The sequence below is a fragment of the Mycobacterium scrofulaceum genome, assembly GCF_002086735.1.
Taxonomy (GTDB): domain Bacteria; phylum Actinomycetota; class Actinomycetes; order Mycobacteriales; family Mycobacteriaceae; genus Mycobacterium; species Mycobacterium scrofulaceum.
Genome location: NZ_MVIJ01000022.1, coordinates 23548 through 44660, shown reverse-complemented (window position 1 = coordinate 44660; position 21113 = coordinate 23548). Strand labels below are relative to the sequence as shown.

Sequence of the window (21113 nt, the reverse complement as noted above, 5' to 3'; positions counted from 1 at the left end):
CGTCATGCGCCGGCTTTCCCCGCGAACGCCGCGCGGCAGCCCGGGCCGCAGAACCAGTAATCGGCGCCGGCCAGCCGCAGGTGCTCGGCGGCCGGACCGATCGGCACGGTCATGCCGCAGACCGGGTCGACGGCCTCTTCGGGCGGGCTCCCCGAAACGGCGGCGCGACCCAGCCCGCCGCGCACCCCGGCCACCAGTTCCGCGGCGATGGACACCGCGATCTCCGCGGGGGTCTTCGCGCCGATGTCCAGTCCGACCGGGGTGTGGATGCGGGCGCGCTCTTCGTCGCAGAGCTCGAGCGTGTCCAGGATGGCGGCGCCGCGCACCCTGCTGGCGACCAGGCCGATGTACCCGACGCCGTGATCCAGTGCGGCGCGGATGGTTTCGGCCTCCGGGCCGCCGTGGCTGGCGATCACTATCGCGGTCGGCAACGCGGTGGCCTCGGCAGGATCGGCGTCCTTGCGGACGTCATAGCCGAGCACGGCGCAGACTTGGGCCAGGGCGTCGGCGATAGGCGTCGCGCCGTAGATCCGGATCATCGGCGGCGGCAGCTGCGGCGTCAGGAAGATCTCCAGCGACCCGCCCGACAGGCACGGGTTGACGACGACGCAGGCGCCGGGCGCCTCGGGGAAGTGGACGTCGCCGTCGGGCAGCACCCGCAGCAGCACGGCTTCGCCCGCCTGCAGCGCACCCAGCGCCGCCTTGCGGACGGAGTTCTGCGCGCACTGGCCGCCGACGAAGCCCTCGATGGTGCCGTCCGCCAACAGGATCGCCTCGTCGCCCGGGTATGCCGAGGCGGGCGGCTGGGCGCGCACCACGGTCGCCCGCACGAACGGGGTGCGCGCCGCGATCAGTTGCCGGGCCCGCTCGCTGATGCTCAAATCGGTGGCCTCGCTCTGCCCTGCATGGCCTCCCACACCCGCGACGGGGTGAGCGGCATGTCGGCGTGGCGAACGCCGAACGGCGCCAACGCATCCACCACCGCGTTCACCACCGCGGGCGGTGACCCGACGGTCGCCGACTCGCCGATCCCCTTGGCCCCGATGGGGTGGTGCGGCGAGGGTGTCACCGTGTACCCGGTCTCCAGGTGCGGCACCTCGACCGCGGTCGGGATCAGGTAGTCCATCAGCGACCCGCCCAGGCAGTTGCCGTCGTCGTCGAACGCGATCATCTCCATCAGCGCCATGCCGATGCCGTCGACGATGCCGCCGTGCACCTGGCCCTCGATGATCATCGGGTTGATGCGGGTGCCGCAGTCGTCGACCGCCAGGAAGCGCCGCACCTTGACCACCGCGGTGCCCGGATCCACGTCCACCACACAGAAATACGCCCCGTAGGGGTAGGTGAGATTGGACGGGTTGTAGCAGACCTCGGCGTCCAGCCCGCCCTCGATGCCCTCGGGCAGGTCGCCCGCGCCGTGCGCGCGCATGGCGATGTCGGCGATCGTCACCGACGCCGACGGGTCGCCCTTGACATGGAACGAGCCCTTCTGCCACTCCAGGTCGGCCACCGAGACCTCCAGCATCCCCGAGGCGATGATCTTCGCCTTGTCGCGCACCTTGCGCGCGACCAGCGCCGCGGCCGCCCCGGACACCGGGGTGGACCGGCTGCCGTAGGTGCCCAGGCCGAACGGCGTCTGGTCGGTGTCGCCGTGCACCACGTCGATGTCGTCGGGCGGGATGCCCAGCTCCTCGGCGACGATCTGCGCGAACGTCGTCTCATGCCCCTGGCCCTGGCTCTGAACCGACAGCCGCACAACGGCTTTCCCGGTCGGGTGCACGCGCAGCTCACACCCGTCGGCCATGCCCAGCCCGAGGATGTCCATGTCCTTGCGCGGCCCGGCGCCGACGGCCTCGGTGAAGAACGACATGCCGATGCCCATCAGCTCGCCGCGCTTGCGCTTCTCAGCCTGCTCGGCGCGCAGCGCGTCGTAGCCGATCATGTCCATGGCCTTGCGCATGGTGGTCTCGTAGTCGCCCGAGTCGTACGTCCAGCCGGTCTTGGTGGTGTACGGAAACTGGCTGGGCTGCAGCAGGTTTCGCAGCCGCAGTTCGGCCGGGTCCATCTTGAGCTCGAAGGCCAGGCAGTCCACCAGCCGTTCGACGAAGTACACCGCCTCGGTGATCCGGAACGAGCACGCGTAGGCCACCCCGCCGGGCGCCTTGTTGGTGTACACCGCGGTCATGTGGCAGTACGCGGCCTCCAATTCGTAGCTGCCGGTGAACACGCCGTAGAACCCGGCCGGGTACTTCGTCGGCGCCGCCTGGCCGTTGAACGCGCCGTGGTCGGCCAGCACGTTGGACCGCAGCGCCAGGATCTTGCCGTCCTTGGTGGCGGCGATCTCGCCGACCATGATGTAGTCGCGCGCGAAGCTGGTCGAGGTGAGGTTCTCGCTGCGGTCCTCCATCCATTTCACCGGCTTGCCCAGCAGCAGCGAGCCGACGATGGCGCAGACGTAGCCGGGATAGATCGGCACCTTGTTGCCGAAGCCGCCGCCGATGTCGGGCGAGATCACCCGGATCTTGTGTTCGGGCAGCCCCGCGACCAACGCGTACAGGGTGCGGTGCGCATGCGGCGCCTGCGACGTGGTCCACAGCGTCAGCTTGCCGGTCACCGGGTCCAAATCCGCGATGGCGCCACAGGTTTCCATCGGCGCGGGATGCACCCGCGGGTAGACCATCTCCTGCTCGACGACGACGTCGGCGCGCGCGAAGACCGCCTCGGTGGCGGCGGCGTCGCCGGTCTCCCAGTCGAAGATGTGGTTGTCTTTCTTGTTTTCGAGATCCGTCCGGATGACGGGCGCCGACGGATCGAGCGCCCGGCGGACGTCGACGACGGGGTCCAGGGGGTCGTAGTCCACGTCGATCAGCTCCAGCGCGTCGCGCGCCGAATACCGGTCCTCGGCGACGACGAACGCCACCTCCTGACCCTGGAACCGGACCTTGTCGGTGGCCAGCACCGCCTGCACGTCGTTGGACAGCGTCGGCATCCAGGCCAGGCCCTTCTCGGCCAGGTCCGCCCCGGTCACCACCGCCTTGACCTTCGGGTGCGCCAGCGCCGCGGTCACGTCGATGCCCGCGATGCGGGCGTGCGCGTACGGCGAGCGCAGGACGGCCAGGTGCAGCATGCCCGGCAGGGCGACGTCGTCGACGTAGGTGCCGCGGCCGCGGATGAAGCGCGGGTCCTCCTTGCGCAGCATCCGGCCGTGGCCGCAGGGCTTTTGGTCGTTGTCGACTAGGTCTTCTGGCCCCTCGGGGACTGGCGGGCGGGATTCGATCGTGGTCATGACTCGGCCTTCACGTCGACTTTGCGGAGTGCCTCCGCCGAAGCCCACTGGATGGAGCGCACGATCGTGGTGTATCCGGTGCAGCGGCAGATCTGCCCGGAGATCGCCTCGCGGATGGTCTGCTCGTCCGGGTCGGGGTCGCGGTCCAGCAGGGCGCGGGCGGTGATCATCATCCCCGGCGTGCAGAAGCCGCACTGCAGCCCGTGGCAGCGCATGAACCCTTCCTGCACCGGGTCCAGCTGGCCGTTGGTCGCCAGCCCCTCCACCGTGCGGACGCTGTGGCCCGACGCCATCACGGCAAGCATGGTGCACGACTTGACCGGCACGCCGTCGACGTCGACCACGCACGTCCCGCAGTTGCTGGTGTCGCAGCCCCAGTGGGTCCCGGTGAGCCGCAGCTGATCCCGCAGGAAGTGCACCAGCAGCATCCGGGGTTCGACGTCGGCGCTCACCTGCTCGCCGTTGACGGTCATGTTCACCTGCATGGTCAGTTCCCTTCTGCCCGCACACGTTCGGCGGCGGTGCGCAACGTGCGGATGGTCAGTTCGGAGGCCAGGTGCCGCTTGTATTCGGCGCTGCCTCGGACGTCGGTGACGGGGTCGCAGGCCTGCGCGGCGCGCCGGCCCGCCTCGGCGAGCGTTTCCTCGGTGGCCGGCCGCCCGACCAGCGCCGCCGACAGCTCGGCCAGCGCGTCCCGGTCGGGGTTGACCGCCGTCAGGTCGACGCGGGCGGCGGCGATCTGGTCACCGTCCAGGGTGATGCTGGCCCCGGCGGCGGTCACCGCCCAGTCGCCCACTCGACGCTCCACCTTGGCGTACGCGCTGGAGCTGTTGTGCCGCAACGGGATACGGACCTCGATGAGCATCTCGTTGGGCGCCAGCGTGGTTTCGTACGGCCCGGCCAGGAAGTCGTCGATGGCGATCTCGCGTTCGCCGGACGGGCCCCGCGCCAGGCACACCGCGTCGAGCACCGTGCACACCGTCGACAGGTCCTCGGCCGGATCGGCCTGGCAGAGCGAACCCCCGAGCGTGCCGCGATTGCGGACGACCGGGTCGGCGATCACGCGCTCGGCGTCCCGGAAGATCGGGCAGACGGCGGCCAGGGTGTCGGACTCGAGGATCTCGCGATGCCGCGTCATCGCGCCGATGCGCACCAGCGTCGGATCGGTGATCACGTACCCGAGCTCGAGCGCGAGATCGTTGATGTCGACGAGGTATTCCGGGTTGGCGATGCGCAACTTCATCATCGGCAGCAGGCTGTGTCCACCGGCGACGATCCGCGCCCCCTCCCCCAACCGATCCAGCAGTCCGATGGCGTGGTCGACGCTGGTCGCGCGTTCGTATTCGAAAGGCCCGGGTACTTGCATGCGCCACAGTGTCAGCCGCCCTGACAGGGGCGTCAATAGCGAGTTAAGTAATCCCTGAACTCGCCGCGAAGCCGCCTTCGACCTGCGGGTCGTGGTGGATCCGCCCCACGACCTGGGCCAGCGGGCGGCCGCCGCCGCCCCAGCGCCTGGCGATGATGTCGGCGGCGATCGAGACCGCCGTCTCCTCTGGCGTGCGCGCGCCGAGGTCCAACCCGATCGGGCTGGACAGCCGGCTCAGCTCCGCGTCGGTCAGCCCGGCGGCTCTGAGCCGGGTCACCCGGTCGTCATGGGTGCGCCGCGAGCCCATCGCCCCGACATAACCGACCTCGGGCAGGCGCAGCGCCACCTCGAGCAACGGCACGTCGAACTTCGGATCGTGGGTCAGCACGCAGATCACCGTGTGGCGGTCGACGGCGCCCGCCTCGGCCTGGGCGGCCAGGTAGCGGTGCGGCCAGTCGACGACGACGTCGTCGGCCGTCGGGAAGCGCGCCCGCGTGGCGAAGACCGGCCGGGCGTCGCACACGGTGACCCGGTAGCCCAGAAACGAACCCTGCCGCGCCAGCGCGGCGGCGAAGTCGATCGCCCCGAACACCAGCATCCGCGGCGGCGGCGCGTAGCTGGACACGAAGACCTCCATGCCGTCGCCGAGGCGCTGCCCGTCGGGCCCGTACTTGAGGACCTCGCTGCGGCCCAGGGCGAGCAGGCCGCGCGCGTCGTCGGCGACCGCGGCGTCGGCCCGCGCCGAACCCAGTGATCCCGCCATCCCGTCGGGCCGGACGACGACCCGCCGGCCGACCCATGCCGGGTCGGGGTGGGCGATGACCGTCGCCGTCGCCACCGCGCGGCGCCCGGCGACGTCGTCGGCCACCGCGCCGAGTTCGGGGAACGACGCTCGCGAGACCGGCTCGACGAACACGTCGATGATGCCCCCGCACGTCAGGCCGACGGCGAACGCGTCGTCGTCACTGACCCCGTAGCGTTCCAGCCGCGGCGCCCCGGTTTTCGCGGTCTCCGTGGCGAGGTCGTACACCGCCCCCTCCACGCAGCCGCCCGACACCGACCCGGTGACCGAGCCGTCCGGTCCCACCACCATCGCCGCGCCCGGCGGGCGGGGCGCGGACCGGAAGGTGCGCACCACCGTCCCCAGCCCCGCCGTGTCGCCGGCGCGCCAGATCGACACCAGCTCGGCAAGCACGTCACGCACCCTTTTAAATTAGGCTGCCTTCATGACCCCGGCTCAACTTCGGGCCTATTCGGCGGTGGTTCGCCTCGGCTCGGTGCGGGCCGCGGCCGCGGAGCTGGGCGTTTCCGACGCCGGCGTCTCGATGCTGGTGGCGGCGCTCCGCAAGGAGCTCGACGACCCGCTGTTCACCCGGACCGGTGCCGGGTTGGCGTTCACGCCCGGCGGGCTGCGGCTGGCCAGCCGCGCGGTCGAAATCCTGGGCCTGCAGCAACAAACCGCGATCGAGGTCACCGAGGCCGCCCATGGGCGCCGGTTGCTGCGGATCGCGGCGTCCACCACGTTCGCCGAGCACGCCGCCCCCGGGCTGATCGAGCTCTTCTCGTCGCGGGCCGACGACCTGTCGGTGGAGTTGAGCGTGCACCCGACGAGCCGGTTCCGCGACCTGATCTGTTCGCGCGCCGTCGACATCGCGATCGGGCCGGCCGGCGAGAGTTCGATCGGCCCGGACGACGCGCTGTTCGTGCGGCCCTTCCTGAAGTACCAGATCATCGCCGTCGCGGCGCCCAATAGCCCGGTGGCCCTTGGTGTTCCGGCGCCCGCACTGCTGCGTCAGCAGCAGTGGATGCTGGGCCCGTCGGCGGGCGGGGTGGACGGTGAGATCGCAACGATGCTGCGCGACTTGGCGATTCCCGAATCCCAGCAGCGAATCTTCCAGAGCGACGCGGCCGCCCTGGAGGAGGTCCAGCGGGTCGGCGGGGTCACGTTGACCATCGGTTTCGCGGTGGCCAAGGACCTGGCCGCCGGGCGGCTGACCCATCTGCACGGTCCGGGGCTGGACCGGTCGGGCGAATGGTGCGCGGCCACGTTGGCGCCTTCGGCCCGTCAGCCGGCGGTGTCGGAGCTGGTCCGCTTCATCACCACCCCGCGCTGCACGCAGGCGATGATCCGCGGATCGGGCGTGGGCGTCACCCGGTTCCGCCCGAAGGTGCACGTGACGCTGTGGAGCTGAACGGTTTACGGTGTGCATCGCTGGCTTCGGGGGTGCGTCCACGGCGGGAAACCGGCCGACATCTCGCCCTCGGCGCACGCTGAAAGCCCTCAGCGCACACCCGACGGGGAGCAGTGGGAGCGGCGGGCTACCAGGCCTGGCTCAGGTCCGCGTGCTGCCGGATCCAGGCGTGCATCGCGATCCCGGCGGCCACGCCGGCGTTGATGCTGCGGGTGGAGCCGAACTGGGCGATCGACACCGTCATCGCCGCGCCCGACCGGACGTCGTCGGTGATGCCGGGACCCTCCTGGCCGAACACCAGCAGGCACTCCCGCGGCAGCGCGATCTCCTCGAGGCGGGCCGCCCCCGGCACGTTGTCCACCGCGACCACGGTCAGCCCGGCACCCGCCGCGAACGCCAGCAGTGCGGCGGTGCTGTCGTGGTGGCAGAGCCGCTGATAGCGGTCGGTCACCATGGCGCCGCGGCGATTCCAGCGCCGCCGGCCGACGATGTGCACGGTGTGCACCGCGAACGCGTTCGCGGCGCGCACCACCGAGCCGATGTTGGCGTCGTGCCCGAAGTTCTCGATGGCCACGTGCAGCGGGTGCCGGCGCCGGTCGATGTCGGCGATGATCGCCTCCCGCGTCCAGTACCGGTAGGCGTCGACGACGTTGCGAGTGTCGCCCTCGGCCAACAGGATCGGGTCATATCGCGGGTCGTCGGGCAGCTCGCCCGCCCACGGGCCGACCCCGCCGGCCGATGCGCCCCATTCCGTCGGCCCCGGGCCCGTCATCGCGGCGTCCACAGACCGGCGTGGGTGCCGTCGACCGCCACCGTCGCGTACAGCAGCGCCTCGTTGATCTCGCCCTGGGTGCACAGCGACGCGCTGACGTGCACCGCGTCCAGCGAGGCGTCGGGCAGGATCAGCACCGACGACCCGTACGCCGCGCAGGCCGGGTTCAGCCCGGCGCCGGGCAGGGTCGGCGACGCCAGCAGCATCAGCGGGCCGCCGCGCTTGGCCGAGTCGTCGCGGTACCGGGCCGCGAGCCCGTCGGCCTCCAGGCCCAGCAGCATGTACCCGGTCCCGGTGAACGCCGCCGGATCGCCGAGCTGCGCCTTGGTCACCGGGGCGCCGTCGGCCCGCCAGGCCGACAGGCTGGTGGTCCTGATCGCCAGGCCGGTGTCGTTGGGGTTGGTGGGCATCAGCCCCACCGGGAACGCGGCCGGGTAGGCCGCCGAGGTGTTCGGGATGCGGTCGCGGGGCGAATAGCTGTACACGCCGCGGACCTGGCTCCGATCCTTGATCGGCCCAAGGCAAACCGTGCCGGTCAGGCGGTCACCGGGCGCCGAGAGCGGGGAGCGGACGTCGGGAGCTTTGGCCGTGGCGCGATCGCAACTGCCCAGGCCGGTCGACTCCATCGGGTGCGACAGCGCGCCATAGAGCCCGAACCGGATGTCCTCGGGTCTGGCGTGCGCTGAGTGCGGGTCCGCCACGGAGGCGTCGACATCGACGAGCACGACGTCGCCGTCCCAGCGCAGATTCGACACCGCCATGTTCCAGCCGAGCAGCGCGAGCGCTTCCCCGAGCCGGGCCCCCTGCGCGCCGTACGGGCGGACGGGATGGCTACCGCCCGAGCAGCCCGTGGCCAGGGCCAGCAGGCAGGCCGCTATCGCGAAAACCTTTGTGCGGCAACGCAACCTAGCCCAGCCCCAGATCGGCCAGGCCCAGCACGCTCCGGTACGGCAGACCCTCGGCCTCGATGGCCTCGGCCGCGCCGGTGGAGCGGTCCACCACCGTGGCCACGCCGACCACCTGCCCGCCGGCCTCTTGGACGGCGCGCACCGCCGTCAGCGCCGACGCTCCCGTGGTGCTGGTGTCCTCGACGACGAGCACCCGTTTGCCGGAAACCTCGGAGCCTTCGATGAGGCGTTGCAGCCCATGGGTTTTCGCCGACTTGCGCACCACGAACGCGTCGATGGGCCGCCCCGGCGCATGCATGACGGCCGTCGCCACCGGGTCGGCCCCCAGGGTCAGCCCGCCGACCACCGCGTAGTCCCAGTCGCTGGTGAGGTCGCGCATCAGCGTGCCGATCAGGGCCGACGCCCGGTGGTGCAGGGTCGCCCGGCGCAGGTCGACGTAGTAGTCGGCCTCCTTGCCCGACGACAGGGTCACCCGGCCGTGCACCACCGAGAGCCGGCGCACCAGCTCGGCCAGCTCGTCGCGCAGGGACGCCAGGTCAGGTCCGGCCACGGCCACCGCCGATGCGCTTGGTCACGGCCCGCATCAGGTTCCGCGGGATCATCCGCTCGGCGGCGATGATCGCCTTGTACTGCAGGCCGGGGATGCTGATCACCCTGCCGCGGGCGATATCGGCCAGGCTCTGGTTCACCACGTCGTCCACCTCGAGCCACAGGAACGACGGCGACTTGGCCATGTCGATACCGGCCCGCGCGTGGAACTCGGTGCGCACGTAGCCCGGGCACACGGCGTGCACGCCCACCCCGGTGCCCTGCAGGCCGACGGACAGGCCCTCGCTGAACGAGATCACCCACGCCTTGGACGCCGAGTAGGTCGAACCGCGTCCGGGCACCAGCCCGGCGATGCTCGCGATGTTGATGACGGTGCCCGCCCCGGCGTCGAGCATGGCGGGCAGGGCCGCCCGGGTGAGGTGCATGACCGCGGTGACGTTGACGTCGAGCTGCGACTGCAGCAGCGCGGGATCGGTCGCCCAGAAGTCGCCGGAGGTGCCGAAGCCGGCGTTGTTCACCAGGACGCGCACGCCCTGCGCCAGTCGTTCGCAGACCTTGTCGCGACCGGCGGCGTCGGCCAGGTCGGCGGGCAGCACCTCGACGCTCCCGGCCCGGTCCTGCAGTTCACCGCGCAGGCGCGCCAACCGGTCCACGTCGCGGGCGACCAGAACCAGGTCGTAGCCGTCGTTTGCATAGCGTCGCGCGTATCCGGCGCCGATTCCGGACGTGGGCCCGGTGATCAGGGCGACGGGACGAGGCATGAGCGACATCCTAATGACGGCGGCCGAGCCGCCCACCCGGCGCCCGGGGCGCCGTCAGTGCTGATAGTTGGTGGCCTGATGGCCGTTGCGACCGGCCGGTGGCGGCGGCGGGCGGCGGGCGGCGTCCGGACCGCGCTGCTCCCGGCGGAGCGGCTCGGCCGGCCGGCGGGCGGCCGGGTCACCCAGCAGCCCCGCGACGTCCTGCTGTGCGCGCCGCGGCGGCAGCTCGCCGCGACCGGCGGGCGCCAGCGGGCGGCTCGGCGACGCGCTGCGCAGGCCCGCGGGCGCGCCGGCCTCCTGCTGGGTCTCCTCCGGCAGCGGCGGCAGCACCCGCAGCAGGTCGTTGAACTGCCGCACGGTGCGCAGTCCCTCGTCCCACTGGGTGCGGGTGCTGGTGATCGGCAGGGCGACCAGCGTCCAGTTCTGCTCGTTCCACATGATCTCGGCGGAGTCCGGCGCGGTGTGGGCGAAGGTGACCATGCGGCGGTCGCAGGCCCGGCGCGCCGCGTCCAGGTTGGTGGAGTACACCATCCGCGGGCCGATCGCGCCCAGCAGCCAAATGTCGCTTTCCCGTGGCTCTTTGAGGCCTTTGAGCCGCAGGTCCACCACCACGTTCGTGCCCACCTTGCGGTGCAGCGCGATCACGGTGGCGACCTCCTCGAGGTCGAAGATGTACACCGCCTCGCCGCGGATCTGGCCCAGCACGACGTTCTCGGCGGCGATGTTGCCCACCGTCGAGATCACGCCGCGCTTCCAGCGCTTGAGGATGTCGGCCGATTCACGCTCGTAGTCGAACCCGTGCGACCGCGCCCACGACCTGCGGCGCCTGCTGCGCCCGCGGCGCCGGTCCAGGTCGACGTACAACAACACCCCCGCGCCGACGAAGCACAGCGCGGAGAGCGTGAACCAAAGGGGGACCATCCCACACAGGGTATCCGTAATTGCGCCGGAATACAGAAACCGGCCAGGTCACAACCCCGTCACAGGATGCACCATCCGCACCGCGCGGTGCGGGCGGGGAATCGGGTGTGCGCTGACGGCGTCGAGCGTGCGCTGGCGGCGGGATCTCGGCGATTTTCCCGCCTTGCGCGCACGCTCAACGCCCAGGGTTCACACCCGCCCGGGAACTCAGCCCAGGATCAGCGAGTCGCCGTCGGGGCTGACGTTCACCGGCACGGTGTCGCCGTCGTGCACGTCTCCGGCCAGCAGCAGCTTGGCCAGCTGGTCGCCGATGGCCTGCTGCACCAGCCGCCGCAGCGGCCGGGCGCCGTAGACCGGGTCGAACCCGCGCTGCGCCAGCCACTGCTTGGCCGGCAGCGACACCTCCAGCGTCAGGCGGCGCTGGGCCAGCCGCTTCTGCAGCTGCGCCAGCTGGATGTCGACGATCGACACCAGCTCGCCGGGCTCGAGGCCATGGAAGATGATCACGTCGTCGAGCCGGTTGATGAACTCCGGCTTGAACGCCGAGCGCACCGCGGCCATCACCTGCTCCTCGCTGCCGCCCGACCCGAGGTTGGACGTCAGGATCAGGATGGTGTTGCGGAAGTCGACCGTGCGGCCCTGGCCATCCGTCAAGCGGCCCTCGTCGAGCACCTGCAGCAGCACGTCGAACACGTCCGGGTGGGCCTTTTCGATCTCGTCGAACAGGATCACCGTGTACGGCCGCCGCCGCACCGCCTCGGTCAGCTGGCCGCCCTGGTCGTAACCGATGTAGCCGGGCGGCGCGCCGACGAGGCGGGCGACGGAGTGCTTCTCGCCGTACTCGCTCATGTCGATGCGGACCATCGCGCGTTCGTCGTCGAACAGGAACTCCGCCAGCGCCTTGGCCAGCTCGGTCTTACCGACGCCGGTCGGCCCGAGGAACATGAACGACCCGGTGGGCCGGTTGGGGTCGGCGACGCCGGCCCGGCTGCGGCGCACGGCGTCGGACACCGCGGTCACCGCCCGCTTCTGGCCGATGACGCGCTTGCCCAGCTCGTCCTCCATGCGGAGCAGCTTCGCGGTCTCGCCCTCGAGCATCCGCCCGGCCGGGATGCCGGTCCACGCCGACACCACCTCGGCGATGTCGTCGGGCCCGACCTCTTCCTTGAGCATCACGTTCTCGCGGGCCTCGGCGTGCGGCAGGGCCGCGTCGAGCTTCTTCTCCACCTCGGGGATGCGGCCGTAGCGCAGCTCGGCGGCCTTGGCCAGGTCGCCGTCGCGCTCGGCGCGCTCGGACTCCCCGCGCAGCGTCTCCAGCTGCTCCTTGAGCTCGCGCACGACGTCGATCGCGCTCTTCTCGTTCTGCCATCTCGTCGTCAGCTCCGCCAACTTTTCTTTCTGGTCGGCCAGCTCGGAGCGCAGCTTCTCCAGCCGCTCCTTGGACGCCTCGTCCTCCTCCTTGGCCAGCGCCATCTCCTCGATCTCGAGGCGGCGCACCAGGCGCTCGACCTCGTCGATCTCGACGGGCCGGGAGTCGATCTCCATCTTCAGGCGCGACGCGGCCTCGTCGACCAGGTCGATGGCCTTGTCCGGCAGGAAGCGGGCGGTGATGTAGCGGTCGGACAGCGTCGCCGCCGCGACCAGGGCCGAGTCGGTGATGCGCACCCCGTGGTGCACCTCGTAGCGGTCCTTCAGGCCGCGCAGGATGCCGACGGTGTCCTCCACCGACGGCTCGCCGACCAGCACCTGCTGGAAGCGGCGCTCCAGCGCGGCGTCCTTCTCGATGTACTTGCGGTACTCGTCGAGCGTGGTGGCGCCGACCAGGCGCAGCTCGCCGCGGGCCAGCATCGGCTTGATCATGTTGCCGGCGTCCATCGCGCCCTCGCCGGTCGCGCCGGCGCCGACGATGGTGTGCAGCTCGTCGATGAACGTGATGATCTGGCCGGCGGAGTTCTTGATGTCGTCGAGGACGGCCTTGAGCCGCTCCTCGAACTCGCCGCGGTACTTGGCGCCGGCCACCATCGAGCCCAGGTCCAGGCTGATGACGGTCTTGTCGCGCAGGCTCTCGGGGACGTCGCCGGCCACGATGCGCTGGGCCAGGCCCTCCACGATCGCGGTCTTGCCGACGCCGGGCTCGCCGATCAGCACCGGGTTGTTCTTGGTGCGGCGGCTCAGCACCTGCACGACGCGGCGGATCTCGTTGTCGCGCCCGATGACCGGGTCCAGCTTGCCCTCGCGGGCGCGGGCGGTCAGGTCGGTGGAGTACTTCTCCAGCGCCTGGTAGGTGGCCTCCGGCTCGGCGCTGGTGACCCGCGCGCTGCCGCGCACCTTGACGAACGCCTCGCGCAGGGCCTGCGGCGAGGCGCCGTGGCCGGTCAGCAGCTTGGCGACGTCGGAGTCGCCGGTGGCCAGGCCGACCATCACGTGTTCGGTGGAGACGTACTCGTCGTCCATCTCGGTGGCCAGCTGCTGGGCGGTGGTGATGGCGGCCAGCGACTCGCGCGACAGCTGCGGCTGCGAGCTGGCGCCGCTGGTCTGCGGCAGCCGCTCGACGAGGCGCTCGGCCTCGGTGCGAATGGTCGCGGGCGCGACGCCGACAGCCTCCAGCAGCGGTCCCGCGATCCCGTCGGCCTGCGTGAGCAGCGCCATCAGCAGGTGCGCGGGCCGGATCTCGGGGTTACCGGCGGCCGACGCCGCCTGGAGCGCCGAGGTCAGCGCCGCTTGCGTCTTGGTTGTCGGGTTGAAAGAGTCCACGACGCCTCCGTTCCATACGTAAGGGAAAATGCTTGTCGCGTTGTTCAACGCCGTCAAGGTTGAGTGTGTTCCGCTCAACTCTAACGAGTTTTGGACGATCCGGCACACGGGGTACCCCCGTAGCGATGACGCAGACAGAACAGCCCCGGGACCGAACCGACGCCCATCGCGCGCCCGGCGCCTTCAGGCTGGCCATTCTGGTCGGCACGCTGGCGCTGACGGGTCTGGCCGTGGCGGGATTTCGCACCGATCTCGCCGGCGACGGCGCCTCGGCGACCGTCCCGGAGTCGGGCACGTTGCAGGTCAACGGCACCGGCACGACGAAGACCATCGGCTGTCACGGCGGCTACCTGTCGGTCAGCGGCCGGACCAACACGGTCACCGTCACGGGCCACTGCACCAGCGTCACCGTCTCCGGCCACGACAACCGCGTCGCGGTCGACAGCGCGGACGCGGTCAGCACCTCCGGCACCAGCAACGTGGTGACCTACCACTGGGGTTCGCCGAACGTCGCCGAGGCCGGGACGGCCAACACCGTCAAGCAGGGCTGAGCCCGGTCACGGGCGATAGGCCGCCGGCAGGCCGAGCTCGGCGGCGTCCGCGGTCAGGTAGCGCTGCACGCTCGGCGCGATCAGCCCCACGACCTCCTCGGTCGCGAGCTCGGCCAGCGGTCCCACCCGCATCACGTAGCGGAACAGCGCGGTGCCGACCAGGTTGGTGCCGGCCAGGTTGGCCCGCAGCACGGTGTCGGGCCCGTGGCCCAGGACGCCGGAGATGGCCGCCATCACGTAACCGCGCATGAACTCGCGGAAGGCCTCGTACGCGTCGGAATTCAGCATCGCCGAGTGCAGCATGGCGACCATGGTCGGGCCGGTCTCCGGCTCCTCCCAGATCTGCAGGTAGGCCCGCACCAACCGGGCGCCGATGTCCGCGCGGGAGCCGCCGGTCATCGCGGCGACCAGCACGCTGCCGTCCACGACCAGGCGCATCGACTCCCGGAACAGCTCGGCCTTGGAACCGAACAGGTAGAGCACCATCGACGCGTCCACGTGGGCGTCGTCGGCGATCTGCCGCAGCGTCGTCTTGTCGTAGCCCTGGGCCGCGAACCGCCGCTTGGCCGCGCGCAGCACCACGTCCTTCGACACCGGCTCGCCCTGGCGGCGGCCGCGGCGCTTCTGGGCGCCTGCGGCCTTTCGCGTCCCGGCGGGCGAACTGGCAGGTGACGGCATACGACGACGGTATCATTTCATTGATCGTTGAAATAGCGCCTGCGCGCGGCGAGCCTAGAATCGGGCCCCGTGGGGCTCGAGGACACCGACGCGTTGCGGGTGCTGCGCGATGCCTTCGCGCAGGACGGGCCGGGCCCCGCCGACGAACTCGTCCGCCGGTTCTACACCCACTGGTTCGGCCTCGACGTCTCGGTGCGCGACCTGTTCCCGCCCGAAATGGGCGCGCAGCGCGCCGCTTTCGCCCACGCCCTGCACTACGTGTACGGCGAGCTCGTCGCCCAGCGCGCCCGGGAGCCGGTGGCCTTTCTCGCCCAGCTGGGCCGGGATCACCGCAAATACGGTGTGCTGCCCGAGCATTACGACACCTTGCGGCGCGCGCTGCTGTCGACGTTGCGGACGTCGCTGGGCGCCGCCTGGACGGACGCCGTCGGTGCGGCAGCCGACCAGTCGCTCAACCTGATCATCGGGGTGATGCGGGGCGCCGCGGACGCCGACCAGGGTCCCGCATGGTGGGACGGCACGGTGATCGAGCACGCGCGGGTCTCCCGGGACCTCGCGGTGATCCGGCTGCAGCTCGACCGCCCCATGGACTACCACCCCGGCCAGTACGTCAACGTCCACGTCCCGCAATGCCCGCGGCGCTGGCGCTACCTGTCCCCGGCCATCCCCGCGGATCCCGGCGGCATCGAGTTCCACGTCCGGGTGGTCCCCGGCGGGCTGGTCAGCACCGCGATCGTCAACGAGACCCGCCCCGGCGACCGGTGGCGGCTGTCCAGCCCGCACGGCGGCCTGCGGGTCGACCGGGACGGCGGGGACGTGCTGATGGTCGCCGGCAGCACGGGCCTGGCGCCGCTGCGGGCGCTGATCATGGACCTCAGCCGGTACGCGGTGAACCCCCGGGTGCACCTGTTCTTCGGCGCCCGCTACCGCTGCGAGCTCTACGACCTGCCCACCCTGTGGCAGGTGGCGTCCCACAACCCGTGGCTGTCGGTCTCGCCGGTCTCGGAGTACGGCGCCGACCCGGCGTGGGCCGCCGACTACCCCGACTGCACGCCGCCGCGCGGCCTGCACGTGCGGCAGACCGGCCGGCTTCCCGACGTGGTGACCAGATACGGCGGATGGGGCGACCGGCAGATCCTGATCTGCGGCGGGCCGGCGATGGTGCGGGCCACCAAGGCCGCCCTGATCGCCAAAGGCGCTCCGCCGGAACGCATTCAGCACGACCCACTGTGGAGGTAAGCATGCGCGTCGTCACCCTGCACGACCCGGCGTCGCCGGTGACCGCCCGATTCGTGCCCGAGGCGGGGATGGTCGGCACCTCGCTGAGCGACGCCGGCGCCGAGCTGCTCGGGCAGCGCCGCGGGCTGGACGCCTACGTGACGGCGGGCAAGACGATGGGGATCCCGATCCTGTATCCCTGGGCGAACCGGTTGAGCGCGAACACCTATACCGCCGAAGGCGTGACGGCCACGCTGAGGCCCGGCGAGAACCGCGTCCGCGCCGACCCCAACGGGCTGCCGATCCACGGCCTGCTGGCGGGCTACCCGGGCTGGCGGGTGACCGGCGAGTCGGCCGGCGAGTTGGCCGCCGAGCTGGACTTCGCCGCCGACCCCGAGCTGCTGGCCGGCTTCCCCTACCCGCATCTGCTGACGGTGGCGGTGCGCCTGGCCGATCGGACGCTGACGGTGCGCGCCACCGTGACCGCCACCGGCGACACGGCGGTCCCGTTGTGCTTCGGCTTCCACCCCTACCTGCAGTTGCCCGACGTGCCGCGCGCCGAATGGGTCATCCACACGCCCCCGCTACGGCACCTGTTGCTCGACGACCGGGGGCTGCCGACGGGGGCGTCCGAACCCGCGCCGGCGCGTGAGGAAGCGTTGGGGGACAAGGCTTTCGACGACGCCTACGACCAGGTGCCCGACGGCGCGGTGTTCGCGGTATCCGGCGGCGGTCGCCGGGTGGAGGTGCGCTTCGAGCGGGGGTATCCGGCGACGCAGATCTTCGCCCCGAGGGGCGAAGGCCCCGAAAAAGAAATCGTGTGCTTCGAGCCGATGACCGCGCCGACCGACGCCCTGCGCCGCGGCGGCTACCGGTCCGCGCGGCCGGGCGAGCCCGCGGTCACCCAGTTCTCGATCCGGGTCTGATCAGCCGCGCGTCCGCCGCGGCTGCCACACCACCACGGCGGTGCTCTTGGGCACCACCGCCAGGTCGCGGCGCTGGCCGGCGCGCACCTGCGCCAGCTCCTCGGTGAGCTCCTGCACCCGCGCCTGCAGCGCCTCGACGTGGTTGGTCAGCTCGATGATGCGCTTGATGCCGGCGAGGTTGACCCCCTCGTCCTGGGACAGCCGCTGCACCTCGCGCAGGAGGTTGACGTCGTGCTCCGAATAACGCCGTCCCCCACCGGAAGTGCGGCGCGGACTGACCAGGCCGAGGCGATCGTAGGTGCGCAGCGTCTGGGCGTGCATGCCGGCCAGCTCGGCGGCCACCGAGATCAGGAACGTCCGGGATTCCTCCCGTGGGTTCTTCGCCATCAGCGGTTACCTGCCCAACCCGCTCGCGGGTCGAACCCGCTGGCGCGCTCGGCGGCGGCGTAGGCCTCCAGCGCCTCGGCCGCGGCGCCCTCCACGTTCGGCGGGACGGCGACCTTCACGGTGACGAGCAGGTCCCCGTTGCCGCCGCTGCGCTTGGGGACGCCCCGGCCGCGCACCCGCAGGATGCGGCCGTCGGAGGTGCCCTTGGGCACCCGCACGCCGACCTTGCCGTCCAGCGTCGGCACCGAAATCGTTGAGCCCAGGGCCAACTCGGCGAAGCTGACCGGCACCGTCACGGTGAGGTCGTCACCGTCGCGGCCAAACACCTTGTCCGGCCGCACGTGCACGGTCACGTACAGGTCGCCGGACGGGGCCCCGCGCAGCCCGGCCTCACCCTGCCCGGGCAGCCGGATGCGCTGCCCGTCCTCGACGCCGGGCGGGATCCGCACGTTGATGGTGCGGGTGCGGGTGGTGACCCCGGTGCCCTTGCACTCGTCGCAGGGGTGCTCGATGATCGAGCCGCTGCCCCGGCAGTCGGTGCATGGCTCGGAGAAACCGAACGCCCCCTGGTTGCGACTGATGACGCCGGAACCGTTGCAGGTCGGGCACACCTTCGGGCTGGTGCCCGGCCGCGCGCCGCTGCCGTGGCAGTTGGTGCACGGCGCCGGGCTGGTCAGCCGCAGCGGCATGGCCACGCCCTTGGCGGCCTCGACGAAGTCCAGCTGCGTCTCGGTCTCCAGGTCGTTGCCGCGGCGCGGCCGGCTGGGGCGGGCGGCGGCGCCGCGCCCGAACAAACCGCCGAACAGGTCCCCGATGTTGGCGCCGCCGCTTCGGCCCGCGGCGTCGAACAGATCGTTCAGGTTGAACTCGGCGCCGTCACCGCCGGCGCCGAACCCGCCGAAACCTCCGGTGTCGAACCGGCGGCCGCCGAAACCGCCGCCCGCGAACAGGCGGCGGGTCTCGTCGTACTCCTTGCGCTTCGCCGGATCCGACAACACGTTGTGCGCTTCCGACACCGCCTTGAAACGCTCGCCGGCGGCCGGATTGTCGGGGTTGGCGTCGGGGTGCAGGTCGCGCGCCAGCTTGCGGTAGGCGCGTTTGATCTCTTCGGGACTGGCGTCAGAGGAGACGCCCAGCTCCTTGTAGAAGTCCTTTTCGACCCATTCTCGCTGGGCCATGTCGCGTCACCCCCTTCACCTTTGGAGTTCTGTTGTTGTGCTGATTGTGTGGTCTATTCACCGGTCGCGCCGCGGTTATCGTCCGATTCGCCCGGCCCGGCCGCCGCGGCGGCGCCCTCGTCGGCGACCGTGTCGACGACGCCGACCAACGCGTGCCGCAACACCTGGTCGCCGAGTTTGTAGCCCTGCCGCATGACCGTGCCGATCACCGGCCTGGAGCCGTCGCCGCCGTCGCCCTCGTGTTGCACGGCCTCGTGCAGCACCGGGTCGAAGTCCTCGCCTTCCGCGCCGAACGCGGTCAGACCGAGCCCGGCCAGGGCGCTGTCCAGCTTGTCGGCCACCGACTTCAGCGGGCCGGACTCCAGGTCGCCGTGCTTGCGCGCCCGCTCGAGATCGTCGAGCACGCCCAGCAATTGGCTGACGACACCGGCCTTGGCCCGGTCGGCCGCGGCCTGCTGGTCGCGCAGCGCGCGCTTGCGGTAGTTGGCGAAGTCGGCCTGAACCCGTTGCAGGTCGGCGAGCAACTCGGTGGCCTTGCCGGCCTCCTCCGGGCTTTCGCCCGCGAACTCGCCGGCCGGCGCCGCCTCGCCCGGCGTAGCGCCGGGCGAGACGTGCCGAACCTCACCGGTCTCGGGATCGATCCGCCGCTTGTCGGTGACGGTCACCTGTTCGGATGGATTGCTTTCGGTCACTTGGACTCCCGGTCGTCGTCGACCACCTCCGCGTCCACGACGTCGTCGGCGGAGCCGGCCTGCGGGCCACCGGCGGCGTCTCCGTCGGCCCCGCCCGCGGCCTGGGTGGCCTCGTAGATGGCCTGGCCGAGCGCCTGGGACTCCTGGCCCAGCTTCTCCATCGCCGCCTTGATCGCGGAGATGTCGGTGCCGCCCAGGGCCGTCTTGGCCTCGGCGATCGCGCCGTCGACCTTGGACAGCGTCTCCTCGGGGACCTTCGACCCGCCCTCGGCTTCGCGCTGGTCCTTCACGAACTTCTCCGTCTGGTAGACCAGCGACTCGGCCTGGTTGCGGATGTCGGCCTCTTCACGACGCTGGCGGTCCTCCTCGGCGTGCGCCTCCGCGTCCTTGATCATCCGGTCGATCTCCTCCTTGGACAGGCCGGAGCCCTCCTGGATCTTGATCGTGTTCTCCTTGCCGGTGCCCTTGTCCTTGGCCGTGACGTGCACGATGCCGTTGGCGTCGATGTCGAAGGTGACCTCGATCTGGGGCACGCCGCGCGGGGCCGGCGGGATGCCGGTCAGCTCGAAGGAGCCGAGCAGCTTGTTGTGCGAAGCGATTTCGCGCTCACCCTGGTAGACCTGGATCTGCACCGACGGCTGGTTGTCGTCGGCCGTGGTGAAGGTCTCCGACCGCTTGGTGGGGATCGTGGTGTTGCGCTCGATGAGCTTGGTCATCACGCCACCCTTGGTCTCGATACCCAGGCTCAGCGGCGTGACGTCAAGCAGCAGAACGTCTTTCACCTCACCCTTCAAGACACCGGCCTGCAGCGCGGCGCCCACGGCGACCACCTCGTCGGGGTTGACGCCCTTGTTGGGCTCCTTGCCGCCGGTCATCTCCTTGACCAGGTCCGACACCGCCGGCATGCGGGTGGAACCACCCACCAGGACCACGTGGTCGATCTCGGAGACCGAGATGCCGGCGTCCTTGATCACCGACTGGAAGGGCTGACGGGTGCGGTCCAGCAGATCCTGTGTGATGCGCTGGAATTCGGCGCGCGTGAGCTGCTCGTCGAGGAACAGCGGATTCTTGTCCGCGTCGACGGTGATGTAGGGCAGGTTGATCGACGTGCTCTGCGAACTCGAGAGCTCGATCTTGGCCTTCTCGGCGGCCTCACGCAGCCGCTGCATCGCCATCTTGTCCTTGGTCAGGTCGATGCCGCTGGTGCCCTTGAACTTGTCGACGAGCCAGTTGACGATCCGGTCGTCCCAGTCGTCCCCACCGAGGTGGTTGTCACCGCTGGTGGCGCGGACCTCGACCACACCCTCGCCGATCTCGAGCAACGAGACGTCGAACGTGCCGCCGCCGAGGTCGAAGACCAGGATGGTCTGTTCCTTCTCGCCCTTGTCCAGGCCGTAGGCCAACGCCGCCGCGGTGGGCTCGTTGACGATGCGCAGCACGTTCAGGCCGGCGATCTGGCCGGCCTCCTTGGTCGCCTGGCGCTGGGCGTCGTTGAAGTACGCCGGCACGGTGACGACGGCGTCGGTGACATCCTCGCCGAGGTACGCCTCCGCGTCGCGCTTCAGCTTCATCAGCACCCGGGCGCTGATCTCCTGCGCAGTGTATTTCTTGTCGTCGATCTCGATGGACCAGTCGGTGCCCATGTGCCGCTTGACCGAACGGATGGTGCGGTCGACGTTGGTCACCGCCTGGTTCTTGGCGGGCTGACCGACGAGCACCTCGCCGTTGCGCGCGAACGCGACGATGGACGGGGTCGTCCGCGAGCCCTCGGAGTTGGCGACGACGACGGGGTCACCGCCCTCGAGAACTGCGACGACGGAGTTGGTGGTCCCGAGGTCGATACCGACCGCACGAGCCATAGTGATTCCTCCTGAGTGAGTAGAGCGTCTTTGGTGCCACTATGCTGAGTGAACCCCGCTCAAGACTGCTCTTGCCGGCACCGTGGTGTCAACCCAGGATTGAGTGTAGTTCGCT

The 21113-nt window shown here is 70.9% G+C and carries 20 protein-coding genes; 4 read left to right on the top strand and 16 right to left on the bottom strand.

Going from position 1 to position 21113, the window contains the following annotated elements; all coding sequences use genetic code 11:
- Positions 1–2 precede the first annotated feature (2 nt).
- The 5 genes from BST44_RS15680 to BST44_RS15660 are packed head-to-tail and all read right to left on the bottom strand — an operon-like array spanning position 3 to position 5856.
- Positions 3–881, bottom strand: a complete 879-nt coding sequence (locus BST44_RS15680; protein ID WP_083178023.1) for an XdhC family protein — start codon at positions 879–881, stop codon at positions 3–5.
- Positions 878–3286 carry an aerobic carbon-monoxide dehydrogenase large subunit gene (locus BST44_RS15675; protein WP_083178022.1) on the bottom strand — a complete coding sequence of 803 codons (2409 nt, stop codon included), beginning with the start codon at positions 3284–3286 and terminating at the stop codon, positions 878–880. Before BST44_RS15675 ends, BST44_RS15680 begins: the two co-directional genes overlap by 4 nt.
- A complete protein-coding gene (locus BST44_RS15670) occupies positions 3283–3771 on the bottom strand; it encodes a (2Fe-2S)-binding protein (protein WP_083178021.1) in 489 nt (162 codons plus the stop codon). The genes BST44_RS15675 and BST44_RS15670 overlap by 4 nt, the downstream gene beginning before the upstream one ends.
- Positions 3772–3773: 2 nt before the next feature.
- Positions 3774–4652, bottom strand: a complete 879-nt coding sequence (locus tag BST44_RS15665) for an FAD binding domain-containing protein (protein ID WP_083178020.1) — start codon at positions 4650–4652, stop codon at positions 3774–3776.
- 43 nt (positions 4653–4695) lie between these two features.
- Positions 4696–5856 (bottom strand): XdhC family protein, encoded by a 1161-nt coding sequence (locus BST44_RS15660; protein ID WP_142274515.1) that lies wholly within the window; start codon positions 5854–5856, stop codon positions 4696–4698.
- Positions 5857–5878: 22 nt separating this feature from the next.
- Here BST44_RS15660 and BST44_RS15655 point away from each other — a divergent pair, with 22 nt between their 5' ends.
- Positions 5879–6844 (top strand): LysR family transcriptional regulator, encoded by a 966-nt coding sequence (locus BST44_RS15655; RefSeq protein WP_083178019.1) that lies wholly within the window; start codon positions 5879–5881, stop codon positions 6842–6844.
- A 127-nt stretch (positions 6845–6971) separates the two neighbouring features.
- On the opposite strand, the gene BST44_RS15650 is transcribed toward BST44_RS15655, so the two are convergent.
- The 6 genes from BST44_RS15650 to clpB all read right to left on the bottom strand — a co-directional run bounded on the left by BST44_RS15650 (position 6972) and on the right by clpB (position 13509).
- On the bottom strand, positions 6972–7616 hold the full coding sequence (locus BST44_RS15650) for a TrmH family RNA methyltransferase (RefSeq protein ID WP_083178079.1): 645 nt from the start codon (positions 7614–7616) through the stop codon (positions 6972–6974).
- Entirely contained in the window at positions 7613–8521 is a 909-nt protein-coding gene (locus BST44_RS15645; protein WP_208619809.1) for a hypothetical protein, read from the bottom strand. Before BST44_RS15645 ends, BST44_RS15650 begins: the two co-directional genes overlap by 4 nt.
- A 1-nt stretch (position 8522) precedes the next feature.
- Entirely contained in the window at positions 8523–9074 is a 552-nt protein-coding gene (gene pyrE, locus BST44_RS15640; protein ID WP_083178077.1) for an orotate phosphoribosyltransferase, read from the bottom strand.
- Positions 9061–9834 (bottom strand): SDR family NAD(P)-dependent oxidoreductase, encoded by a 774-nt coding sequence (locus BST44_RS15635; RefSeq protein WP_083178078.1) that lies wholly within the window; start codon positions 9832–9834, stop codon positions 9061–9063. The genes pyrE and BST44_RS15635 overlap by 14 nt, the downstream gene beginning before the upstream one ends.
- 54 nt (positions 9835–9888) lie before the next feature.
- Positions 9889–10755 (bottom strand): trehalose monomycolate transport factor TtfA, encoded by an 867-nt coding sequence (ttfA, locus tag BST44_RS15630; protein ID WP_083178018.1) that lies wholly within the window; start codon positions 10753–10755, stop codon positions 9889–9891.
- 207 nt (positions 10756–10962) lie between these two features.
- Positions 10963–13509: an ATP-dependent chaperone ClpB gene (gene clpB, locus BST44_RS15625; RefSeq protein WP_083178017.1), complete on the bottom strand. Its 2547-nt coding sequence runs from the start codon at positions 13507–13509 to the stop codon at positions 10963–10965.
- Positions 13510–13634: 125 nt separating this feature from the next.
- Between clpB and BST44_RS15620 the strand changes: the two genes are divergently transcribed.
- A complete protein-coding gene (locus BST44_RS15620; RefSeq protein WP_083178016.1) occupies positions 13635–14060 on the top strand; it encodes a DUF3060 domain-containing protein in 426 nt (141 codons plus the stop codon).
- Positions 14061–14066: 6 nt separating this feature from the next.
- On the opposite strand, the gene BST44_RS15615 is transcribed toward BST44_RS15620, so the two are convergent.
- A complete protein-coding gene (locus BST44_RS15615) occupies positions 14067–14738 on the bottom strand; it encodes a TetR/AcrR family transcriptional regulator (protein WP_083178015.1) in 672 nt (223 codons plus the stop codon).
- Positions 14739–14807: 69 nt separating this feature from the next.
- On the opposite strand from BST44_RS15615, the gene BST44_RS15610 reads away from it, so the two are divergent.
- Both BST44_RS15610 and BST44_RS15605 read left to right on the top strand, forming a co-directional pair.
- Positions 14808–15977 carry an FAD-binding oxidoreductase gene (locus tag BST44_RS15610; protein WP_083178014.1) on the top strand — a complete coding sequence of 390 codons (1170 nt, stop codon included), beginning with the start codon at positions 14808–14810 and terminating at the stop codon, positions 15975–15977.
- 2 nt (positions 15978–15979) lie between these two features.
- Positions 15980–16882 carry an aldose 1-epimerase gene (locus BST44_RS15605; RefSeq protein ID WP_083178013.1) on the top strand — a complete coding sequence of 301 codons (903 nt, stop codon included), beginning with the start codon at positions 15980–15982 and terminating at the stop codon, positions 16880–16882.
- On the opposite strand, the gene BST44_RS15600 is transcribed toward BST44_RS15605, so the two are convergent.
- Genes BST44_RS15600 through dnaK form a run of 4 tightly spaced genes read right to left on the bottom strand, consistent with a single transcriptional unit; the run spans position 16883 to position 20998 of the window.
- Positions 16883–17269 carry a heat shock protein transcriptional repressor HspR gene (locus tag BST44_RS15600; protein WP_083178012.1) on the bottom strand — a complete coding sequence of 129 codons (387 nt, stop codon included), beginning with the start codon at positions 17267–17269 and terminating at the stop codon, positions 16883–16885.
- The gene (dnaJ, locus tag BST44_RS15595; RefSeq protein WP_083178011.1) at positions 17269–18447 is read right to left on the bottom strand and encodes a molecular chaperone DnaJ; all 1179 of its coding nucleotides are present in this window, start codon (positions 18445–18447) and stop codon (positions 17269–17271) included. Before dnaJ ends, BST44_RS15600 begins: the two co-directional genes overlap by 1 nt.
- A gap of 53 nt (positions 18448–18500) precedes the next feature.
- On the bottom strand, positions 18501–19139 hold the full coding sequence (gene grpE, locus BST44_RS15590) for a nucleotide exchange factor GrpE (RefSeq protein ID WP_083178010.1): 639 nt from the start codon (positions 19137–19139) through the stop codon (positions 18501–18503).
- Positions 19136–20998, bottom strand: coding sequence for a molecular chaperone DnaK (gene dnaK / locus BST44_RS15585; protein ID WP_083178009.1), 1863 nt, complete (start codon positions 20996–20998; stop codon positions 19136–19138). Before dnaK ends, grpE begins: the two co-directional genes overlap by 4 nt.
- Positions 20999–21113 lie beyond the last annotated feature (115 nt).